The organism is Nonomuraea sp. NPDC049637, assembly GCF_040675235.1.
Lineage (GTDB): Bacteria > Actinomycetota > Actinomycetes > Streptosporangiales > Streptosporangiaceae > Nonomuraea.
This window is the reverse complement of sequence record NZ_JBFAOM010000016.1, coordinates 97297-116703: the sequence shown is the minus strand read 5'-3', so window position 1 is coordinate 116703 and position 19407 is coordinate 97297. Positions and strand designations below refer to the sequence as shown.

The 19407-nt window shown below is 71.0% G+C and carries 21 protein-coding genes; 10 read left to right on the top strand and 11 right to left on the bottom strand.

Annotated elements, in window-relative coordinates; all coding sequences use genetic code 11:
* The first annotated feature begins 160 nt into the window (after window positions 1-160).
* Window positions 161-814 (top strand): hypothetical protein, encoded by a 654-nt coding sequence (locus AB0J71_RS23120; RefSeq protein WP_364415903.1) that lies wholly within the window; start codon window positions 161-163, stop codon window positions 812-814.
* 153 nt (window positions 815-967) lie between these two features.
* Here the strand turns inward: AB0J71_RS23120 and AB0J71_RS23115 are convergent, their stop codons facing one another.
* Window positions 968-1498, bottom strand: a complete 531-nt coding sequence (locus AB0J71_RS23115) for a tetratricopeptide repeat protein (protein WP_352319079.1) — start codon at window positions 1496-1498, stop codon at window positions 968-970.
* 173 nt (window positions 1499-1671) lie between these two features.
* On the opposite strand from AB0J71_RS23115, the gene AB0J71_RS23110 reads away from it, so the two are divergent.
* On the top strand, window positions 1672-2031 hold the full coding sequence (locus AB0J71_RS23110; RefSeq protein WP_352319081.1) for a hypothetical protein: 360 nt from the start codon (window positions 1672-1674) through the stop codon (window positions 2029-2031).
* A 190-nt stretch (window positions 2032-2221) separates the two neighbouring features.
* Here the strand turns inward: AB0J71_RS23110 and AB0J71_RS23105 are convergent, their stop codons facing one another.
* The 3 genes from AB0J71_RS23105 to AB0J71_RS23095 all read right to left on the bottom strand — a co-directional run bounded on the left by AB0J71_RS23105 (window position 2222) and on the right by AB0J71_RS23095 (window position 5428).
* Entirely contained in the window at window positions 2222-2890 is a 669-nt protein-coding gene (locus AB0J71_RS23105) for a TetR family transcriptional regulator (protein ID WP_352319083.1), read from the bottom strand.
* Window positions 2891-3467: 577 nt separating this feature from the next.
* On the bottom strand, window positions 3468-4541 hold the full coding sequence (locus tag AB0J71_RS23100) for a CapA family protein (protein WP_352319085.1): 1074 nt from the start codon (window positions 4539-4541) through the stop codon (window positions 3468-3470).
* A 59-nt stretch (window positions 4542-4600) separates the two neighbouring features.
* Complete coding sequence (locus tag AB0J71_RS23095; RefSeq protein ID WP_352319086.1) at window positions 4601-5428, bottom strand: helix-turn-helix transcriptional regulator; 828 nt, start codon at window positions 5426-5428, stop codon at window positions 4601-4603.
* A 109-nt stretch (window positions 5429-5537) separates the two neighbouring features.
* Here AB0J71_RS23095 and AB0J71_RS23090 point away from each other — a divergent pair, with 109 nt between their 5' ends.
* A complete protein-coding gene (locus AB0J71_RS23090) occupies window positions 5538-6947 on the top strand; it encodes an MFS transporter (RefSeq protein WP_364415901.1) in 1410 nt (469 codons plus the stop codon).
* A 265-nt stretch (window positions 6948-7212) separates the two neighbouring features.
* Here AB0J71_RS23090 and AB0J71_RS23085 read toward each other — a convergent pair whose 3' ends face one another.
* Complete coding sequence (locus AB0J71_RS23085; protein ID WP_352319089.1) at window positions 7213-7437, bottom strand: DUF397 domain-containing protein; 225 nt, start codon at window positions 7435-7437, stop codon at window positions 7213-7215.
* A 56-nt stretch (window positions 7438-7493) separates the two neighbouring features.
* Window positions 7494-8357, bottom strand: coding sequence for a helix-turn-helix transcriptional regulator (locus AB0J71_RS23080; protein ID WP_352319091.1), 864 nt, complete (start codon window positions 8355-8357; stop codon window positions 7494-7496).
* A 669-nt stretch (window positions 8358-9026) separates the two neighbouring features.
* Here AB0J71_RS23080 and AB0J71_RS23075 point away from each other — a divergent pair.
* From AB0J71_RS23075 to AB0J71_RS23050, 6 genes are all read left to right on the top strand, one after another.
* Window positions 9027-9242 carry a hypothetical protein gene (locus AB0J71_RS23075; protein WP_364415899.1) on the top strand — a complete coding sequence of 72 codons (216 nt, stop codon included), beginning with the start codon at window positions 9027-9029 and terminating at the stop codon, window positions 9240-9242.
* A 1-nt stretch (window position 9243) separates the two neighbouring features.
* Window positions 9244-9894, top strand: coding sequence for a hypothetical protein (locus tag AB0J71_RS23070; protein WP_364415897.1), 651 nt, complete (start codon window positions 9244-9246; stop codon window positions 9892-9894).
* A 119-nt stretch (window positions 9895-10013) separates the two neighbouring features.
* Window positions 10014-12239 carry a molybdopterin-dependent oxidoreductase gene (locus tag AB0J71_RS23065; RefSeq protein WP_364415895.1) on the top strand — a complete coding sequence of 742 codons (2226 nt, stop codon included), beginning with the start codon at window positions 10014-10016 and terminating at the stop codon, window positions 12237-12239.
* 1 nt (window position 12240) lies between these two features.
* Window positions 12241-12852, top strand: coding sequence for an HD domain-containing protein (locus AB0J71_RS23060; protein WP_352319099.1), 612 nt, complete (start codon window positions 12241-12243; stop codon window positions 12850-12852).
* A gap of 120 nt (window positions 12853-12972) precedes the next feature.
* Window positions 12973-13794: a Rieske 2Fe-2S domain-containing protein gene (locus tag AB0J71_RS23055; protein ID WP_352319100.1), complete on the top strand. Its 822-nt coding sequence runs from the start codon at window positions 12973-12975 to the stop codon at window positions 13792-13794.
* Window positions 13795-13823: 29 nt separating this feature from the next.
* Window positions 13824-14663: an NAD(P)H-binding protein gene (locus tag AB0J71_RS23050; RefSeq protein ID WP_352319102.1), complete on the top strand. Its 840-nt coding sequence runs from the start codon at window positions 13824-13826 to the stop codon at window positions 14661-14663.
* On the opposite strand, the gene AB0J71_RS23045 is transcribed toward AB0J71_RS23050, so the two are convergent.
* From AB0J71_RS23045 to AB0J71_RS23035, 3 genes are all read right to left on the bottom strand, one after another.
* Complete coding sequence (locus AB0J71_RS23045; RefSeq protein WP_352319104.1) at window positions 14660-14890, bottom strand: hypothetical protein; 231 nt, start codon at window positions 14888-14890, stop codon at window positions 14660-14662. The two genes, AB0J71_RS23050 and AB0J71_RS23045, sit on opposite strands and share 4 nt — an antisense overlap.
* A gap of 51 nt (window positions 14891-14941) precedes the next feature.
* Window positions 14942-15868 (bottom strand): SPFH domain-containing protein, encoded by a 927-nt coding sequence (locus AB0J71_RS23040; RefSeq protein ID WP_352319105.1) that lies wholly within the window; start codon window positions 15866-15868, stop codon window positions 14942-14944.
* Between the two features lie 95 nt (window positions 15869-15963).
* Entirely contained in the window at window positions 15964-16752 is a 789-nt protein-coding gene (locus AB0J71_RS23035; protein WP_352319106.1) for an ABC transporter ATP-binding protein, read from the bottom strand.
* Between the two features lie 89 nt (window positions 16753-16841).
* On the opposite strand from AB0J71_RS23035, the gene AB0J71_RS23030 reads away from it, so the two are divergent.
* On the top strand, window positions 16842-17558 hold the full coding sequence (locus tag AB0J71_RS23030) for a hypothetical protein (protein ID WP_364415893.1): 717 nt from the start codon (window positions 16842-16844) through the stop codon (window positions 17556-17558).
* A gap of 36 nt (window positions 17559-17594) precedes the next feature.
* Here AB0J71_RS23030 and AB0J71_RS23025 read toward each other — a convergent pair whose 3' ends face one another.
* Both AB0J71_RS23025 and AB0J71_RS23020 read right to left on the bottom strand, forming a co-directional pair.
* Window positions 17595-18218 carry a response regulator transcription factor gene (locus AB0J71_RS23025; RefSeq protein WP_352319110.1) on the bottom strand — a complete coding sequence of 208 codons (624 nt, stop codon included), beginning with the start codon at window positions 18216-18218 and terminating at the stop codon, window positions 17595-17597.
* Window positions 18215-19333 carry a GAF domain-containing sensor histidine kinase gene (locus AB0J71_RS23020; RefSeq protein ID WP_364415891.1) on the bottom strand — a complete coding sequence of 373 codons (1119 nt, stop codon included), beginning with the start codon at window positions 19331-19333 and terminating at the stop codon, window positions 18215-18217. Before AB0J71_RS23020 ends, AB0J71_RS23025 begins: the two co-directional genes overlap by 4 nt.
* Window positions 19334-19407: the final 74 nt, after the last annotated feature.

The window sequence follows — 19407 nt, the reverse complement described above, 5'->3', positions numbered from 1 at the left end:
AGGGTCATGTCCCGTCGCCGCGGGGTAAGGTTCCCGCCACCCTTCGGACAAGCCGCACGCGACCGGCCGGACACGTGGCTAGCTTCGGCGTTCGTCAGATCACCGATTCCGATCAGAGGGACGTGCGGTGTCATCTCGTAAGATCCGAAGCATCCTCACGGTGGCCGCTCTGACCGCGGGCCTCACCTGGCCGGTCGCCGGTCCTTCGGTGGCCGACACCTGCCGGCCGCGATCCGAGGCCATCGCCTCGTACTGCGACGGCCACGCCAAGCTCCAGCTCAACGAAGGCAGGACGAACGGCCACCGGGTCGTCACCGAGGAGGTCGGCAAGCTGGCCATGGCCGCTGGCGACATGGCCAGGCGGCTCGGCCTGACGGGTCTGGCGGCCGCCAGGTCCGCCATGGGCCCGCTGGCCGACCTCGGCGGCGTCGGGGCGACGTGGGGCATGCCCTCGCTGAACAGCGCCTCGCCCGCGCTGTTCCCCGCGGCCTCCGGCAACAGCGGGATGCGTGACCTGGCGACGACGCTGCAGGTGCCGGCGCTGCCCGCCCTCCCCGCGTTGCCGCAGACTCCGGTCGCGGCCCGGGTGCCGGCCGAGGCGACGCTCGACGAGAGGCCGACCGCCCCCGCCTCGGCCCGCGCCGCGAAGTCGCCGGGCAAGGCGCGGCAGCCGGTGCGGGAGGTCGGCGAAGACCTGATCTCGACCCTGCTGCCCAGGGCCGTGCAGAGCATCGAGGGCGCGTCGGCGCTGCCCGGCGGCTACCCCGCGATCGACGGCTTCAGCCGCCTGCTGCCCGGTCTCGACCTGCACTGAGCCAATGCGTCCGGGCGCGGGTCGTGCCTGCCGCGCCCGGGCTTCCTCAGCCGGAGGGGTCGTGGCCGCGCACTGTCGCGGCCCCTCCGGCCCGGCTTCGCGGGCACGCGACAAGCCGGGCCCCGCGCGGGGGCCCGCCGGCCGGCCCCCGGACTAGGAGACGAGCTCGTCGAGCTCGTCCTCCGGAAGGCCGAGGTCGACCCTGATCCGGTATCGCGTCCGCAGCAGCGCCACCTGCTCGGGGTCGCCCTCGTCGCAGCCCAGCACGGCCTGGGTGGCCCATTCGAGGCCGCCCCGCAGATCGCCGTAGGCGACCAGGGTCTCCGCGATGGTGTGGGCCGTCGCCGTGGAGACGTCGCCCTCCGCGCGGATGGTCTCGATGAGCTCCCGGGCCTCGTCGGGCCGTTCGAGCTCGAAGAGGGTGTCGGCGATGCCTGCGCGCGGGTCGAAGCCCGCGTCGCCGCCGTCCTCCACGGCGCGCTGGAAACACTCCATCGCGCGTGCGGGCTGTCCCGCCGCTCGCCACTCCTCGGCGGCCAGGACGAGGATGGACGCCCTGGAGACGTCGCCGGACGAATAACCGAGCGCGACGTCGTAAAGCCGACTGGCCAAGGAACTGTGGTCGTCGGCCAGCAGGGCCTGCTCCAGCAGACGATCAAGGTGCTCTCGGGTCACATGCGCCACACCCGCGAGACTACCGAGCCGCCAGGCGGTTTGCCCGGTCAATGCGCATCGCCGGTCACATGCAAATTCGGCAACGTCTCGTCCAAGGCTGGTCACGCTGCGCGTGTATGCGCAGGTCAGCGGGCATATACGGCATGCTTTGCGGTACGCGGGCGGAGGGGGCTGTAATGGGCATGTCCAGGCAGATGACCTTCACGCTGGCCTGCGCCGTCGTTCTCTCGGCCCTCGGGCCCGGTGTGGCCGGGTATCTGTCGGCCCGGCTGGAGGCGATCCAGACGGCCGAACGCAACCTGCACGCGCTGCGGGCCAGGCTCGACGTCCGGCAGGCCCGGGACGTCCGGCCGGTGTCGTTCCCGCTGCCCTGCCTGCGCACGCCGGTGACGCCGCGCATCCAGCAGGTGCCCGCGACCGCGCTGGGCGACCGGCAGTCCGCCAGACGCCGGCACCGGGAGGCGGCGCCCCTGGTGCCCGAGTCGTGGCGGCGGGCCGCGCCCGGCGCCCACCGGCCGGTCATCGCCGGCACGGCCCGGTGATCCGGCCGGCGACCGCGGACCGCACGGCCCGGGCGAGCCCGAGCGCGACGCGGACCGGCCCACGCCTGTTGCGGGGGTCGAAGGGGGCACTGCGCTTGAAGGCGGACGGCGGAAGCTCGTACATCCTCACCTCAGGAAGACCCGTGACGGACAGCGACGATCGCTCGTCGCTGTCATGCCCAGATCTCGGTCAGCGTCCCACCTCGCCCTCGGTCAGCACGTGCGGCGACCACGACTTGAGCTGACGCGACAGGAACCCCCGCACCAGGTGCTTGGCGGCGTCGATGATGTCGGGCGCGCCGGCGGGGTCGCGCCGGAAGGCCAGCTTGAGCACCGCGTCGCCGGCCTCGACCGCGACCAGCACGGCCAGGTCGAGCGTCTCGCTGTCGGCCAGCCCGAACTCCTTGAGCAGCAGGCCGCGCAGCCTGCCCGCGATGACCGTGTTGTTCTCGGAGTCGGAGTCGAGCAGGTTGAGGTCGACGACGTCGCCGAAGTGCAGGCTCCTGAAGCCGGGGACCGTGCGGTGCATGTCGACGTACTCGTCGATGATCGCGTCGACGGCCTCCCACCAGCCGCGGTACTCCTCCTCCATGAACCGCAGCCCCACGCGCGCCACGAACTGCTCGACGTTGCGCCGGGTGAGTTCCTGGGTGATGGCCCGCTTGTCGGGGAAGAACTGGTAGACCGAACCGATCGCGACGCCTGCCCGCTCGGCTATGCGGGTGGTGGACAGGGCCTCGTAGCCGGTCTCGTCGAGGAGTTCGGCGCAGGCGTCGAGCATGCGCTCGACGCGCCGGGCGCTGCGGCGTTGGGCCGGCTGCCGCCGGAGAGCTTTGGGGTGGACGCAGTCATCATCCATTTGCGGCGAAGACACGGATTCATCTTCTCTCGTCTGCACGATCGTTACCTACTAATTTGCGGGATTTCTCGGACGACCGCCCGCCGCGTCGCCCATGGCGAAATCCACGGGCCGGCATAACCGAATATCCGTACTGGTCGGCGCGCCGAATCCGGCCCGGCCCGCGACCCGCGGCGCAGCGCGGACGCCCGGCGGCCCGGTGCCACCGGAGGGGAATGCGGCCCGGGACGACACCCCCGCCGATGATATGTTCGATAAAATGTTCCGGACGACGACCGCCATATTGTTCAGCACAATGCCCGGCACACTATATTGCGAGACGATATTTCGCGAATAATCTTCAATTCGAGCGATATCAGCGACACCGGGCCGCACAGTCGTCGCGTGGCGGCCCCCGCCGCGGGTGCACGGCGCGAACATGTTGCGCCGGTGGAGCTCCAGCCCGTTGAGCGCGCCCCTGACGCGGCGGGTCGGCAGCAGGATCGCGGGCGCGACGGGGGCGCCCTCGAAGACCGCCGGTCGCACCCAGCCGCATGGGCGACCTCCTATTGGACGAACTGTCCAGAGGATGGATCGATCATGGCCGCGCGGCCAGCCCCGAGCACGAGCGCAGCGCCTTCCAGTCGCTCACGGCCTGGCTCCTGGCCGCGCCCGTCATGGGGATCGGGATGCCGCCCTGGATCGTGGCCGGGGTCCACTGGTCCTTGAGCACCTTGCGGCCGTTGATCGTCAGCGTCAGCACGCCCGTCCTGCCCGTGGTGCCCGGGGTGGAGTTGTAGAAGACGAAGTTGCCCATGCCGTAGCTGACGTAGGCGTCGTCCAGGTATCCGGCGCCGAGCAGGATGTGCGCGTGCCCGCCGACCACGACGTCGGCGCCCGCCGCGACCAGCTTGGGGGCGAGCGAGCGCTGGGCCTCGTTGGGGCACTTCTGCATCTCGGTGCCCCAGTGCAGGTGCACGATGACGGTGTCGGAGGTCTTGCGCGCCTGGCGCACGGCCTTCAGCAGGCTGGCCTCGTCCTTGGCCGAGGCGAGTCCGCCCTTGTCGGCCGTGGCCGTCCACGACTGGATGAACTCGGCGTCGAGCACCTGCGTCGCGCCGATGATCGCCACCCGGTTGCCGTTCACCGTCTTGCGGAAGGGTCTGTAGGCCTGCGCGGCGTTCGCCCCGATGCCCACGATCGGGAACTTGCTGCGCTTGATGGCCGCCAGCGAGTCGGCCAGGCCGCTCTCCATGTAGTCCATGCCGTGGTTGTTGGCCATGGAGGCGACGTCCACCCCGGCCGCCTTGAGCGCGCTGAACGCGGTCGCCGGCGCGCGGAAGGTGAACTGCTTGCCGGGCGCGGGCGTCCCGGCCGTGGTGATGGCGGTCTCCAGGTTGACCATTGTCAGGTCGGCCTTGCGCAGCACGTTCGCGATGGGTCCGAGGGCGGTGCCCGGGTTGGCGAGCCTGCCGCGCAGGACGCCCTCGAAGTGCACGTCGCCGCCGAAGGAGATGGTGAACGGCCGGCGCGCGGGCTTCGGCTTCGAGCTCGGCGACCCGGCCGCCTGCTGCTCGACCTGCTTGCTCTGGGGCTCTTTGTCAGGTGCCGACGAGCATGCCGCGAGGGAGGCGGCGACGACCAGCACCGGTAGGACACGGGGGAGTCTCATCTACCGCCATTTCCGCTCGATCCAGACTTTTACGGATCGAGCATTCTATGGGCGGCAGATTAGGACTTGGTACCCATCAACCAGGTCAAAGCGGACCTGGTGGCGTCGTCCTTGGGGCTGTAGACGATCAGCCGCGTCTCGGGCGTGGCGGAGACGTTCAGGCTGGTCGTGCTGAAGCGGAGGTCGCCGGCGACCTCGTGCTTGAAGACCTTCACGCGGGGGCCCGGCTCGGCCACGTCCTGCCTGGCCCACATGCGGGCGAACTCGGCGCTCTCCGCGCTCAGCCGCCGTACGAAGTCCTGCCAGCAGGGGTCGTCGGCGTGCCGGCTGTAGGCGCCCCTGAAGACCGCGACCGCGCGCGGCAGCTCCGACTCGCGGTTGACGAGGGTGGTCGGGGCCTCCGTGTTGACGAACGTCTGCCACAACGAGTTCCGCTCGCCGTCCGGGGCCTCGACGACGTGCGGGAACAGGGCGGCGTAGGCCGCGTTCCAGGCCAGCAGGTCCGAACGGCTGTTGGTGACGGACGCGGGCATGTCGCCGAGCTGGTCGAGGATGCCCTGCAACTCGGGCGGCATGCGGCTGGCGTCGGCGACGGCGGGAGGCTCGGCCTGGCCGGTGAGCCGGTAGAGGTGCTGCCGCTCGGCGTTGTCCAGCATGAGCGTTCGGGCGACGGCGTCGATCACCTGGCCGCTGACGTTGATCGGCCGGCCCTGCTCCAGCCACGTGTACCAGGTGACGCCCACCCCGGCGAGCTGGGCGACCTCCTCGCGGCGCAGCCCCGGCGTACGCCTGCGGGGGCCCGGCGCGAGGTTCACCATCTCGGGGGTGATGCGCGCCCGGCGAGTCCGGAGGAACGCCGCCAGATCCGTACGTCTTGCCTCGGTCACGGTCACACCTCCACTATGGGGGCATCCGCGCACACTTATCCAGGTGCCGCTAATACCAGCATAAAGGGACTCTCGTTACTGGTATCGGATTCGCTAAATAATGAAACACATGACCGAATCCGCCACTGTCACCACTCCTGTCCACGTCACCCCACCGGACAGGGCCAAGGCCAGCGGTCTGCTCCTCGCAGTGATCCTCGTCGGGCAGTTCCTGGCCATCCTCAACGTCAACATCGTCAACGTGGCCACCCCGACCATCGAGGCGGACCTGCACTCCTCCGGCGCGGGGCTGCAGATGATCGTCGCCGGTTACACCATTGTCTATGCCGTCCTTTTGATCACCGGCGCCCGGATCGGCGACCTCTTCGGCTACCGCAACGCCTTCCTCGGCGGTCTGGCCGTGTTCACCCTCACCACGCTCGGCGCCGGCCTCGCGCCCTCGACGGGCTGGCTGATCGGCTTCCGCCTCGCCCAGGGCGCCGGCGCGGCCCTGATGATGCCGCAGGTGCTGACCCTGATCCAGCGCAACTACCAGGGCGCGGCCCGCGGACGGGCGATCGGGCTCTGGTCACTGGTGATCAGCGGCGGCATCGTCGTGGGCCAGGCGCTCGGCGGCATCCTGCTCGGTTTCGGAGCCGGCTGGCGGGTGGTGTTCCTGGTGCTCGTGCCGGTCGGGGCGGTGCTGCTCGGCATCGGGTTCCGCGCCCTGCCCGCCGACGAGGGCGGCGGCAGGACCGGGCTCGACCCGTGGGGCCTGGTGACCCTGTCGGCGGCCGTGCTGCTGTTCGTGGTGCCGCTGGTGCTCGGACGTGACCTGGGCTGGCCCGTCTGGGGCTGGGTCTCGATGGGGCTCAGCGTCGTGATGTTCGTGGCGTTCGTCCGGGTCGAGCGCTGGGTGACAGGCCGGGGCGGGCGTCCGCTGGTGGACGCCAAGGTGCTGGCCGCGCCGGGCATGCGTCCCGGCCTGGCGATCCTGCTGTTCGGCCCGGCGACGTGGGGCGCGTTCCTGTTCACCTCGGCCCTGCACCTGCAGGGCGACCTGCACCTCTCCCCGCTCGGCTCGGGCATGATGCTGGTGCCGTGCGCGCTCGCCTTCGGCCTCGTCGGCCTGCTGTGGCCGCGGCTGCCCGCGGGGCTGCAGCGCCCGCTCGTCCCGGTCGGCTACGTGGTGGCCGCGCCCGCCTACCTCGGCCTCGGCCTCGCCGCCGACGGCGGCGTCCTGTACGCGGTCATGAGCGCCCTCATCGGCGCCGGGCTCGGCGTGCAGGTGGCGGTGACCAACATGGCGACCGAGCAGGTCGACGGCGCGTACGCGGCGGACGCGAGCGGCGCGCTGCTCACCGTGATGCAACTCGGCCAGGTCATCGGCGTCTCGACCGTGGGCACCCTGTTCATCTCACTGAGCCAGGGCCACGGCACCGTCTCGGCCTCCCTCATGGCCGCCGTCGCGATGGCGGCCCTGGCCGTCCTGGCGGGCCTGAGCAGCCTCTTCCTGATCCGCCGCCGCGCCAGGCGCTGACCGCCGGACCGGTGCACGGGCGTACGCGATGCTTCGGGGCTCCTGGCCGATGGAGGGAGGGGCCCTGGGGCTTGGCGACGCAAGGGGCCAGGGCCGTTCGTCACCTCGGGCGGGCGCAGACCTTGATCACCCGGGTGGTCCTCATGCGATGATGTAGGCGTCTTCACTGCTCACAAGCTGGGCGACCGAAGTACGGTCGTGGCCGATGCGGCCTCGTCCGGAGCGGCCCTGAGAGGTTGTGCCACCAACTCGCCAGGGCCGCTTTTCACACGCCGGCGGCCAGGGAGTCCAGGTCGAACTCACCGTCGCGCACGCCGGCCGTGAAGGCGGCCCACTCGGACGGCGTGAAGACGAGCACCGGGCCGTCCTGCACCTTGCTGTCCCGCAGGGCGACGTTGCCGTCGCCCAGAGGTGCGACCTCGACGCAAGAAGACGCTCCGTTGCAGAAGCTGCTCTTCCGCCAGGCCCGGATCGTAGTAGTGGTGTGCATTTTCTCCCCAAAAGGTATAGGCAGGCCCCATTGCCCGCCTACTGGGACCGCGTGCTCTAGCGCCGCCACAACATGGCTTTGCGTTGGATGAGTACGCGGGATTCGTCCTCGTCGAGTGCCTCTGCCCACATGTGGTCAAAAGCGTTCTCATAGCCGGCGACTCGTTCGAGGTCCTCTACGAAGTGAGCAGTGTACAAGTGCTCCAAATAGACGACATCGTCGAAACCGGTGAACTTCAGGTGAATGAACGCCCCGGTATTGACCGGATGGAGCGAGTCCAGCGGCAACACCCGGACGTTGACGTGCGGCAACAGGGAGACCTCGATGAGGTGTTCCATCTGCTCCCGCATGACCGAGGGCTCCCCGAAGCGCCGCATCAGCACCGCTTCGTCGAGCACCACGTTGAGGCGGCAGGGATCGGGCCGGTGCAGAACCCGTTGCTGACGGTCGAGGCGGGCCTCGACGCGACTGCGCACGCCGCTGTGCGTGATCCGGACGATTCCGCGCGCGGAGAGGATGACCTCTCGCGCGTAGTCCTCGGTCTGGAGGAGACCGGACACCAACTGGGGTTCCCAGTTGCGCTGAACCGTCGCCTCCGCCTCCAGCCCGAGAAGCCTGATGTACTCCTCGGGAAGGGAGTCTTCATAATCTTCCCACCACCCGCGCTGCTCCGCATCTCGCAGGAGGCCGAAGAGTTCGTCAAGTCTGTCGCCGTCGAGGCTGTAGAGCTCGCCCAACGCCTTGATGTCGGCGGCGCTCGGCATGGTCTTCGCGGCTTCGATGCGGCTGACCTTGCTGGCCGACCAGCCGAGCTCGCGCGCCGCCCGGGCCCCGGTGAACTTCCGTCGTTCGCGAAGGAGGCGCAACTCCTGGCCTAGGCGGAGCCTGCGCACTGTCGGACTGCCCTGCTGCGATGGCACCGTCCACTCTCCTTGTCGGGAATGAAGGTGTGGCGGGAACGGATCGTTTGGCAACCCGGTTTGTGGGCCGTTCACTCAATCTTACACTGCAACTTGCACGAACTCTGCCGCATGGGGTTGCCCGAAGGCTTTCACGGAGAGAGCGTGGGAGCAAGACAAGGCTTCACGTAGGTATAGAGGTCGGGGGGAGGATTTACGGCCGTCCCGGACGTCTCATATACACCTGACAGAACGCATGCAAGTTGCACGGCAACTGGAACAGCAACCTGCGAAGAAACTTAATTCTTCCCTTGCTCGATGTATTGCAGCATCTCCGTACGCGGAGGACGATCGAGCCAGGAGGGTTCTCGACCGACGAGGGGAGGCCGGGATGACGAAACGGCCCCGCGCGTCGGGCTCTCCGCTCACGATCGGGCGCCCGCGACAGGGCCGCCTCACCGGCAACGGAGCCGTCCCGGATACGAATGTCCGCCCAAGGGAGGCCGCTTGCCGGAAGGACCGTCCCATCACCTGAAAAGCGTGTCGCTCATCGGAGCACGAAAGAAATTGCCGGGCCGAGACCGGATCCGCGTTCGCCGCATATGGGCTGCCACCCTGCGGCGGGACGGGGACCCGACCTGCGACCCGGCGAAGAAGCCACCTCTGGAAATGCCGCGAAAGGGGTCTTCTATGTACTCACAAGGTACCAAGGGGCTCGGCCGAATCAAGACCCGGATCCGGGATCTGATCGCATGGACGGACCGCGAGATCTGCATGGAGCCGGACGAGTTCGCCATCTACCGGGGCTGGACGGTCACCAGGACGGGCTTCGGCGCCCGCGCCTACCGCGACCCGCGCTTCGACCAGCTCACGGTGGCGTCACGGGTGCCCGAGGAGGTGTCCTGACGTGCCGAGGAACCCGCGCAACCAGATCTACCCGGCCGTCGAGGACCTTCCGGGCGCGGGCGGCGGGGGCCCGCTGACGCGGATCTGGCGCGTCCGCAGCGAGCTCATCGTGCTCGGGGCGCTGGGGCTGCTGGTCCTGGCCCTGCTGGGCGCCGCGCGGGACGGCCACTGGGTGCCGTTCGTCCTGCTGAGCAGCGCCGTCTCGGTGCCCGCCGTCACCAGGACCGGCCGCAACTGGGCCCTGGCCCACTTCTGGTGCGTGGTCTCCCGCCACCGCCTGCAGCGGGTCTGCCTGGAGACGACCATGCACACCCGGTCGGGACGGATCCCGCTGGTGCTCTGGATCACCCCCTCGGCCAGGGGCGAGAAGGCGCTGGTCATGACGCGGGCGGGCATCTCGGCCGAGGAGTTCGACGCCTACGCCGCGGAGATCGCGGCAGCCTGCTGGGCCAGGAGCGCCACCGTCCACCGGCACCGCGACCGGGCCCACCTGCTGCTGGTGGAGATCGTCCGGCGGGACGAGTTGCCCGGCGTGACCGCTCCCGGCCTGGAACGCCTGTACGGCCGCCATTCCTGGACGCCGCTGCGGTCCGACCTGGAGGAGCCGCACGATCTGCGCACGCCGCTGGCGTTGCCGCAGGTCGTCCGATGACCTAGGGAAAGCGGGACATCTCCCTAGGAACGGCCCCGGGGACCGCGGGGGCTCCCGGGGCTTCCCCCTGCGGACGGGACGGGCCAAGATGAGTTCACCTGGCGAACTCAGGAGTCGCGATGACCTCGACCGTCCACCGCACCTGTCCCCTCTGCGAGGCCGTCTGCGGCCTGACGCTCACCCTCGACGACGGCGGCCACGTCACCGGCGTCCGCGGCGACCGGGACGACCCCTTCAGCAAGGGGTTCATCTGCCCCAAGGGCGCGAGCCTGGGCCGCCTCGACGAGGACCCCGACCGCCTGCGCAAGCCGCTGATCCGCGAGGGCGACCAGTGGCGCGAGGCGAGCTGGGAGGAGGCGTTCGAAGCCGTCGGGCAGGGCCTGGCCCGCGTCACCGAGCGGTACGGACGCCGGTCGGTGGCGGTCTACCTGGGCAACCCCAACGCCCACACGATGGCCGGCGGCCTCTACGCCGGGCCGCTGATCAAGGCGCTCGGCACCCGGAACGTCTTCACCGCCGCGACCGCCGACCAGATGCCCAAGCACGTCGCCAGCGGCCTGATGTTCGGCCACCCGCTGGCCGTCCCGGTCCCCGACCTGGACCGGACCGACTTCCTGCTGATGCTGGGCGCCAACCCGCTGGAGTCGAACGGCTCGCTGTGCACCGCCCCCGACTTCCCCGGCCGGCTCAAAGCCCTGCGCCGGCGCGGCGGCAGGCTCGTCGTGGTGGACCCGCGCCGCACCAGGACGGCGGCGCTGGCCGACGAGCACGTCTTCGTCCGGCCGGGCTCGGACGCGTACCTGCTGTTCGGGATCGTGCACACGCTGTTCGCCGAGGACCTTGCCAGGCCGTGGCACGAGGTCAACGGGCTGGCCGAGGTGCGCGAGGCGGCCAAGCACTTCCCGCCGGAGGCGGTCTCCCGGCGTACCGGCGTGCCGGCCGCGACGATCGTCCGGCTGGCCAGGGAGCTGGCCGGCGCGCGGACGGCCGCCGTGTACACCCGGATGGGCACCTGCACGGCCGAGTTCGGCACGCTGGCCCAGTGGCTCGTGGACGTGCTCAACGTGCTCACCGGCAACCTCGACCGGCCCGGCGGGGCCATGTTCCCCAAGCCGGCGACCGAGTTCGGGGCGCGGCGGCGGCCGTACGCGACAGGGCGGTGGCGCAGCCGGGTGCGGGGGCTGCCCGAGTCCAACGGCGAGCTGCCCGTGGCCACGCTGGCCGACGAGATCGAGACGCCGGGCGAGGGCCAGGTCAGGATGCTGGTCACGATCGCGGGCAACCCGGTGTTGTCCGCGCCGCACGGCGACCGGCTGGCGGCGGCCTTCGCCGGGCTCGACTTCATGGTGAGCGTCGATCCGTACCTGAACGAGACCACCCGGCACGCGCACGTGATCCTGCCGCCGCCGCGCGTGCTGCAGTCGGGCCACTACGACTTCGCGCTGCTCGGGTTCGCCGTACGCAACTACGCCCGTTACTCGCGCCCCGCGCTGCCGCTGGACGGACGGCCCAGCGAGGCCCGGATCCTGGCCAGGCTGGCCGTGATCGCGTCCGGCATGGATGGGCCGGGAGGGCCGGACGGGCCGGACGGGCCGGAGGCGGCCCTGGACGAGTTCCTGATCGGCGAGATGCTGCGCAAGGCCGTGCAGACGCCCGGCTCCGGCGTCGAGGGGCACGACGTGGCCGCGCTGCGGGCCGCGCTGGAGGGCGAGACGGGCGCCGAGCGCAGGCTGGACCTCATGCTCCGGCTCGGCCCGTACGGCGAGTGGGCCGGCAAGGGCGACCTGTCGCTGCGCAAGCTGCTCGACCACCCGCACGGCCTGGACCTCGGCGCGCTGGAGCCCCGGCTGCCCGAGGTGCTGAAGACCGCCTCCGGCGTGATCGAGCTGGCCCCGCCGCAGCTCGTCGAGGACGTCGAGCGCCTGCGCGGCAGGCTGGCGGAGGAGCCGCCGGACATGGTGCTGATCGGGCGGCGCCACCTGCGCTCCAACAACAGCTGGCTGCACAACGTGGGCCCGCTGGTCGGCGGCACCAACACCTGCACGCTCCAGATCAACCCCGCCGACGTGGCCAGGCTCGGCCTGGATGGCCAGGCCGTGGTCACCTCGGCCACCGGAAGTCTCACGGTGACGCTGGAGCCCACCGACACGATCATGCCGGGCGTGGTCAGCCTGCCGCACGGCTGGGGGCACGCGGGCAGCACGCAGCAGGTGGCGGCCCAACACGCCGGTGTCAACACGAACGTGCTGACGGACGAATCCGCCCTGGATATCCCAAGTGGTAACGCAGTGTTCAACGGAGTTCCGGTCACGATTTCACCAACCGGGGTGATCACCGCACATTAGGGTGTCGCGCGTGACTATCGCGCCAGAAGAGGACCGCCTGTACGCCCAGATCGCGTTCGCCGTCGAGATCGACAAGTTGAAGCGGATCATCCGCCGCAACCATCTGATCGACGGGTCGCGGCGGGAGAACTCCGCCGAGCACTCCTGGTACGTGGGCACGCTGGCGATGGTCCTCGGCGAGCACGCCCCGCCCGGAACGGACCTCCAGCGGGTGGTGGCGATGTTACTCGTGCACGACCTGGTCGAGATCGACGCCGGCGACACCTTCGTCTACGACCACGTGGCGGTCGCCGCCCAGGCCGCCGCCGAGACCGCCGCGGCCGACCGCATCTTCGGCCTGCTCCCCGCGGAGCAGGGCGCCCGGCTGCGCGAGCTCTGGGACGAGTTCGAGGCCAGGCAGACGCCGGAGGCCAGGTTCGCCAAGGCGCTCGACCGGTTCGCGCCGATCCTGGCCAACCACCACACCGAGGGCGGCACCTGGCCGCTGTTCAAGGTGACGGCCGGCGAGGTCAGGGAGAAGGTGCGGATCATCCAGGAGGGGTCGGCCTCCCTCGGCGCGTACGCGCTGGAGCTGGTAGAACTCTCCGTGGCCAGGGGACACCTCTCCGAGTGATCCCGTCTAGGCCGGGGTAGGGGACTTGTCGTGAAAGAGACAGTGCGAGCGAGACGTCGGCAATTGCGGGGTTTCGTCGGTCCGGTTGACCTCGCCGATCGACTCGAGAAGTCGAAGGCGATGGACAAACCGATCCGGGGGCTGGCCAAGGTCGTACGCGAGCGCCTGCGTCAGGGCACTCTGCGCGACCTGCTGCACGGCGTGCCCACGGGGAAACCGCTGCACCCGCCGCTGGCCACGGTCACCCTCGGCTGCTGGTTGTCGGCCGCCGTGCTCGACCTGGCCCACGCCGACCCCAGGGCGAGCAGGCTGCTCCTGGCCACGGGCATCGCCAACGCGCTGCCCACGGCGGCGGCCGGGCTGACCGACTGGTCCTCGCTCCACCGCGAGCAGCAGCGCGTGGGCTTCGTGCACATGGCGGCCAACATGACCGCCCTGGGCCTGATGTCGGCCTCGCTGGTGGCCCGGCTGCGCGGCGCCGAGCGGGCCGGGCGCGTGTTGTCGTACGTCGGGCTCGGGCTGGGCGGGCTGGGCGGCTACCTCGGCGGCCACATGGCCTACCGCCAGGCCGCGGGGGCCAACCACGCGCCGCAGGTCGCCCATCTCGTACCGCTGGGCTGGCACGACCTGTGCCCGCTCAAGGACCTGCCCGACGGCAGGCCGGTCGCCCGCCGGCTCGGCTACATCCAGCTCTTCGTGCTGCGCCAGGGCGACGGGGTGACCGTGCTGGCCGACCGCTGCCCGCACCTGGCGGGCCCCCTGCACCAGGGCCGGCTGGTCATGGAGGACGGCGAGGCGTGCGTGGTCTGCCCCTGGCACAGCAGCACGTTCCGGCTGGCCGACGGCTCGGTGAAGCACGGTCCCGCGACCGCGCCCGCGCCCATGTTCGAGACCCGCATCCGCCGCGACGGCACGATCCAGGTACGGCCGGGGTTGACCTGAACTTAACTTGAGGTCCTACCGTCGGGGCCATGAGCAAGATTCTGGTGACCGGCGCGACCGGCAATGTGGGCAAACATGTGGTCTCCCAGCTCGCGGAGGCGGGCCTGGACGTGCGGGCGCTGGTCAGGAACCCCGACAAGGCCCGGCTCCCCGAGGGCGTGGAGGCCGTGCGCGGCGACCTGACCGTGCCCGAGACCCTTGAACCGGCGCTGCGGGACGTCGAGAGCGTCTTCCTGCTGTGGCCCGGCTACTCCGAGGCGGCGACCGCGGGCGCGGTGACGGCCCTCGCCCGGCACGCCCGCCGCGTGGTCTACCTGTCCGCCGACGTCGAGGACCTGGCCGACGGCGAGGAGCCGACGCTGTTCCACCAGAGCGTCGAACGGCTGATCCGGCATTCCGGCCTGGCCTGGACGTTCCTGCGGCCCGGCGGCTTCGCCGCCAACACGCTGGGCTGGGCCGCCCAGATCCGGCAGGGAGTCGTGCGCTGGCCGTTCGGGCAGGCGGTCAGGGCGCTGATCCACGAGAAGGACATCGCCGCGGTGGCCACGCACGTGCTCACCTCGGCCGGCCACACGGGCGGCAGGTACGTGCTCTCCGGCCCCGAGCAGCTCACCCAGGCCGAGCAGGTGCGGATCATCGGCGAGGTGGCCGGGCACGAGGTGCGCTGGGAGGAGCAGCCGCTGGACGAGGCCCGCGCGCACCTGACGGCCGCCTGGGGCGATCCCGGGTTCGTGGAGGCCGCGCTGAAGGGCTGGGGGGCGGCGGTGGACAACCCGGAGCGGGTGACCGACACGGTGGAGCGGCTGCTCGGCCGGCCCGCGCTGACCTTCCGCCAGTGGGCCGAGGACCACGTGGCGGACTTCCGCTAGTCGTCCCCGGCGGCCTCGTCGGCCGGATGCTCCACGAGGGCGAGGATCCGGCTGGACATGAATCGGGCCGTGCGTACCGGCGTGCCGCTCCGGGTGACCTCGCTCACCTCCACCAGCCCGCGCCGGTTGGCCACCTCGACGCGCCGGCCCGCGCGGGTGGCCGTGACCTCGTAGGTTCGCGGGGAGCCGCCCGCGTCGATGACGATCTCCACCCGATCACCCTTCATGTACTGATTTATACCCACTTAGGCCGGTATTTATCCGTACATGTGTTTGAGTTATTCTTCGGGGTTCTTGGGCGCAGGCGGGGCGAACAGCCCGCCCAGCCCTTCCAGCACCTTGCCCATCTCCGAGGGCACGATCCACACCTTGTTGGCGTCACCCTTGGCGATCTCCGGCAGGGTCTGGAGGTACTGGTAGGCCAGCAGCCGCTGATCGGGTTTGCCGTCGTGGATGGCCTTGAAGACCATGCCGATCGCGTCGGCCTGGCCCTTGGCGCGCATGGCCTGGGCCTCGGCGTCCGCCTGCGCCCGCAGCACGGCGGCCTCCGCCTCGCCCCTGGCGCGCAGCACGGCCGCCTGCTTGTCGCCCTCGGCGGCCAGGATCGCCGCCTGACGCTGCCCCTCGGCGGCCAGCACGGCGGCGCGCTTGTCCCGGTCGGCGCGCATCTGCTTCTCCATCGAGTCCTGGATGGACACGGGCGGGTCGATGGCCTTCAGCTCGACCCGGTTGACCCGGATGCCCCACTTGCCGGTTGCCTCGTCGAGGCTGCCGCGCAGCTCGGTGTTGATCTCCTCACGCGAGGTCAGCGTGCGTTCCAGGTCCATGCCGCCGACCACGTTGCGCAGCGTGGTGACGGTGAGCTGCTCGACGCCGATCAGGAAGTTCGCGATCTCGTACGTGGCCGCCTTGGGGTTGGTGACCTGGAAGTAGATCACCGTGTCGATCGACACCACCAGGTTGTCGGACGTGATCACCGGCTGCGGTGGGAACGAGACGACCTGTTCCCGCAGGTCGATCAGGTCTTTGATGCGGTCGACGAACGGGACCACCATGTTGAGCCCGGGCGTCAGCGTGCGGTGGTAGCGGCCCAGCCGTTCGATGATGGCCGCCGTGGCCTGCGGGACGATGCGGATGCTGCGGACCACCACGAAACCCATCGCCGCGACCACGACGAGGGCGACGACGAGCTGCTCGGTCGACATGGCGAAGCTCCGGAGTCGAGGGGACCGACTCGGTGCATGATATTTCGTTTCACCTTTAGGCGACCGATATCCGCATAAATGGTGATCCAGTGAGGTCAGTGTGCCCTGGCGTACCAGCGGCCCTCGGCACTCCGGTCGAGCGTCAGCGGCACCCCGAACGTCCGGGAGAGGTTGTCGGCCGTCATCACGTGGTCGAGCGGCCCCTGCGCCACCACCGAACCGTGCCGCAGCAGCAGGCCGTGCGTGAACCCGCTCGGCACCTCCTCGACGTGGTGCGTCACCAGCACCAGCGTCGGCGAGCGGTAGTCGCCGGCCAGCGCCGACAGCCGGCGCACCAGGTCTTCCCTGCCGCCCAGGTCGAGGCCGGCGGCCGGCTCGTCGAGCAGGAGCATCTCGGGGTCGGGCATGAGCGCGCGGGCGATCTGCACCCGCTTGCGCTCACCCTCCGACAGGGTGCCGAACCGCCGCCTGATCAGGTGGGCCGCGCCCATCATGTCGATCAGCTCGACGGCCCTGGTGACGTCGTTGGAGTCGTACTCCTCCGTCCAGCGGCCCATGATGGCGTACGAGGCGGTCAGGACGAGGTCGATGACCTTCTCCTCCGGCGGGATGCGCTCGGCCAGCGCGGCGCTCGCCAGCCCGATGCGCGGCCGCAGGTCGAACACGTCGGTCTGACCCAGCCGCTCCCCCAGCACCTCGACCACGCCCTCGGTCGGATAGAGCAACGTCGCGGCGACCTGCAACAACGTGGTCTTGCCCGCGCCGTTGGGACCGATGACGACCCAGCGCTCGTCCTCGTTGACCGTCCAGTCGATGCCGCGCAGCAGGGCCGCTCCGTCGCGCCTGACGGCGACGTCCTGGAGCCGCAGCACCTGACCACCCATCCCCGTTCCCTCCTTAGGAGTCACCCTGGGGACCTCTGGAGTCACCCTGGGGACAAACCTATTGCAGGGCGAGCGCTTATCGTGGATCGGTGCACCCTGAATCACCTGTCTGTCCCTCGCTGGTCGCCTGGGGCAACGCGTGGCTCTCCGGTCACGTCGGCCTCGACGAGGCGGCTGACCACGTGGAAGCCGTCGCGGGGCCCGTCGTCGCCGGTGACGTGCCGCTGCGTAAATACCTCGCAAACCTGCGGTCCGACGGTCTGCACGAGTTCCGGCTCGCCCTTCCCGCGCCCGGCGACCCGCTGGGGCTGTCCGGGCCGGCGCCGTTCAACTCCTCCGCCGTGGAGGCCGGGCAGGCCGCCGTCGCCGTGCTGCGCGACCGGCGGCTCGGCCTGGTGCCCGTGCCCGACCGGCGCGGCTCCTCCTACGTGGGGACCCGCCTGGAGGTGCACGACGCCGGGCCGGTACGCCAGGACCTGCCCTCGCTGGCCGAGGCCGAGCACGAGCTGTCGTCGGCCATGCGCGCCGCCACCGAGGCGCTGACCGGCGTCGACGGCCCGGCCCAGACGCGGCCCGACCGGCCGCAGCGCGGCGGCGAGCTGGCCCCCGGCTACCCGGCCCGCGCCCACCGCGTCTCCACGCTGGCCACCCGGCTGGCCGCCGTCCTCGTCCTGGCCGACGACCGCGGGCTCACCTCGACCCAGGTGGCGGCCAGGGCCACGGCCCTGCGGGAGCTCGACCGGGCGGTCCGCCGCGCCCTGGTGGCCGCCCATCACGCCATCTTCGAGCCGGCACGCCACTCGTAGGCGGCCCGGGGGCCCGACCGGCGAAGGCCGCCGAGGTCAGGCCAGGCCGTGCCGCACGGCGTACAGCGCGGCCTGGGTCCGGTCCTGGACGCCCAGCTTCATCAGCACGTTCGACACATGGGTCTTGACGGTCTTCTCGGCGACGGCGAGGCTGCGCGCGATCTCCCTGTTGGACCGCCCGGCCGCGATCAGGGCGAGCACCTCGCGCTCCCGCTCGGTCAGCGGCGCCGGCCCCGGCACGGCGGCCGCGGGCGCCGGGGCGGCCAGCATCGCCTCGGCCGCCTCCGGCGCGAGCAGCACCTGACCGTTGTGCACCGCGCGCACGGCCTGGACCAGCGCGGACGGATCGACGTCCTTGTAGAGGAAGCCCGCGGCCCCCGCCCGCATCGCCGGGCCGACGTCGGACCGGTCGCTCACGGACGTCAGCACCACCACCCGCGTGGCCGAGCCGGCCAGCCGCTCCAGCGCGCCGAGCCCGTCGAGCACCGGCATCTTCAGGTCGAGCAGCAGCACGTCGGGCCTCAGCTCGCCGACCAGCTCGACGGCCTGCGCGCCGTCGGCCGCCTCGCCGACGACGGTGACGTCGTCCTGGAGGTCGAGGAACGTCCGCAGCCCCTGCCGGACCACCGGATGATCGTCGGCGATCAGCACCCGGATCACACGCCCACCTCCACGCGTACGGTGGTCCCCTGGCCGGGGGCCGAGGAGACCGTCATCGCCCCGCCGACCGACTCCGCCCGGTCGCGCATCGACACCAGGCCCAGGCCGCGCGACTCCCCCTGCTCGAAGCCGTCGCCGTCGTCGTGGACGGTCAGCGCCAGCGCCCCGTCGCCGAGGGCCAGGCGTACGGACACCCGCGAGGCCCCGGAGTGCCTGAGCGCGTTGTGCAGCGCCTCCTGGGCCACCCGCAGCACGGCCACCTCCACCGCCGAGTCGAGCGGCGGCAGCTCGTCGCACTCGAACGTGACCAGCGAGGGGTGGAGCCGGTCGAGCATGCGCACGTGCTTGCGCAGCGTCTCGGCGAGCCCGTGGCGGTCGAGCTCGGCCGGGCGCAGCTCGACGATCACCGCGCGCAGCTCCGACAGCGCCTCCCCGGCCAGGCGCTGGACGCGTTCGAGCTCGGCGTGCGCCTTCTCGGGGGCCTTGTCCAGCATGGTGGCGGCGGCCTGGGCGGTCAGCCGGAGCGAGAACAACTTCTGGGTGACCGCGTCGTGCAGCTCGCGGGCCACCCGGTTGCGCTCCTCCAGCATGGCCAGCTCGCGCCCGCGCTCGTAAAGCCTGGCGTTGGTGAGCGCGATGGCGGCGTGCGCGGCGAACAGCGTCAGCAGCTCCTGGTCCTCCTGCGTGAACCCGCCGGGGGTGCGCTTGTTGGCCAGGAAGATGATGCCGATCACCTGGTCGGCGTCGCGGATCGGGACGCCGAGGAAGTCCTTCATCACCGGGTGCGCCTTCGGCCACCACTCGAACCGCGGGTCCTCCCGCAGGTCGGGCAGCCGGGCCGGGGTGCCTTCGCGGAGCATCGCGCCGAGCATGCCGTGCTGCCTGGGCAGCGGGCCGATGGCCTCCCACTGCTTGTCGGTGATGCCCTCGGCGACGAACTCGGCGAACGAGCCGTCGTCGTCGGGCACGCCGAGCGCGGCGTAGCGGGCGTCGAGGAGGCGCTGCGCCGACCGTACGATGACCTGGAGCACCTCGCGGACCGACAGATGCCGGGTGACCGCGAGCACGGCGGAACTCACCGCCTGCAGGATCTCGTCCCGGTCCGATGAGCTCACGGACCCACTCTAGGGTCCCGCTCCAGGGGCGGAGTCCTAGGACGATGTGCCCAGGCCGGGGCGGGCCCTGCGTC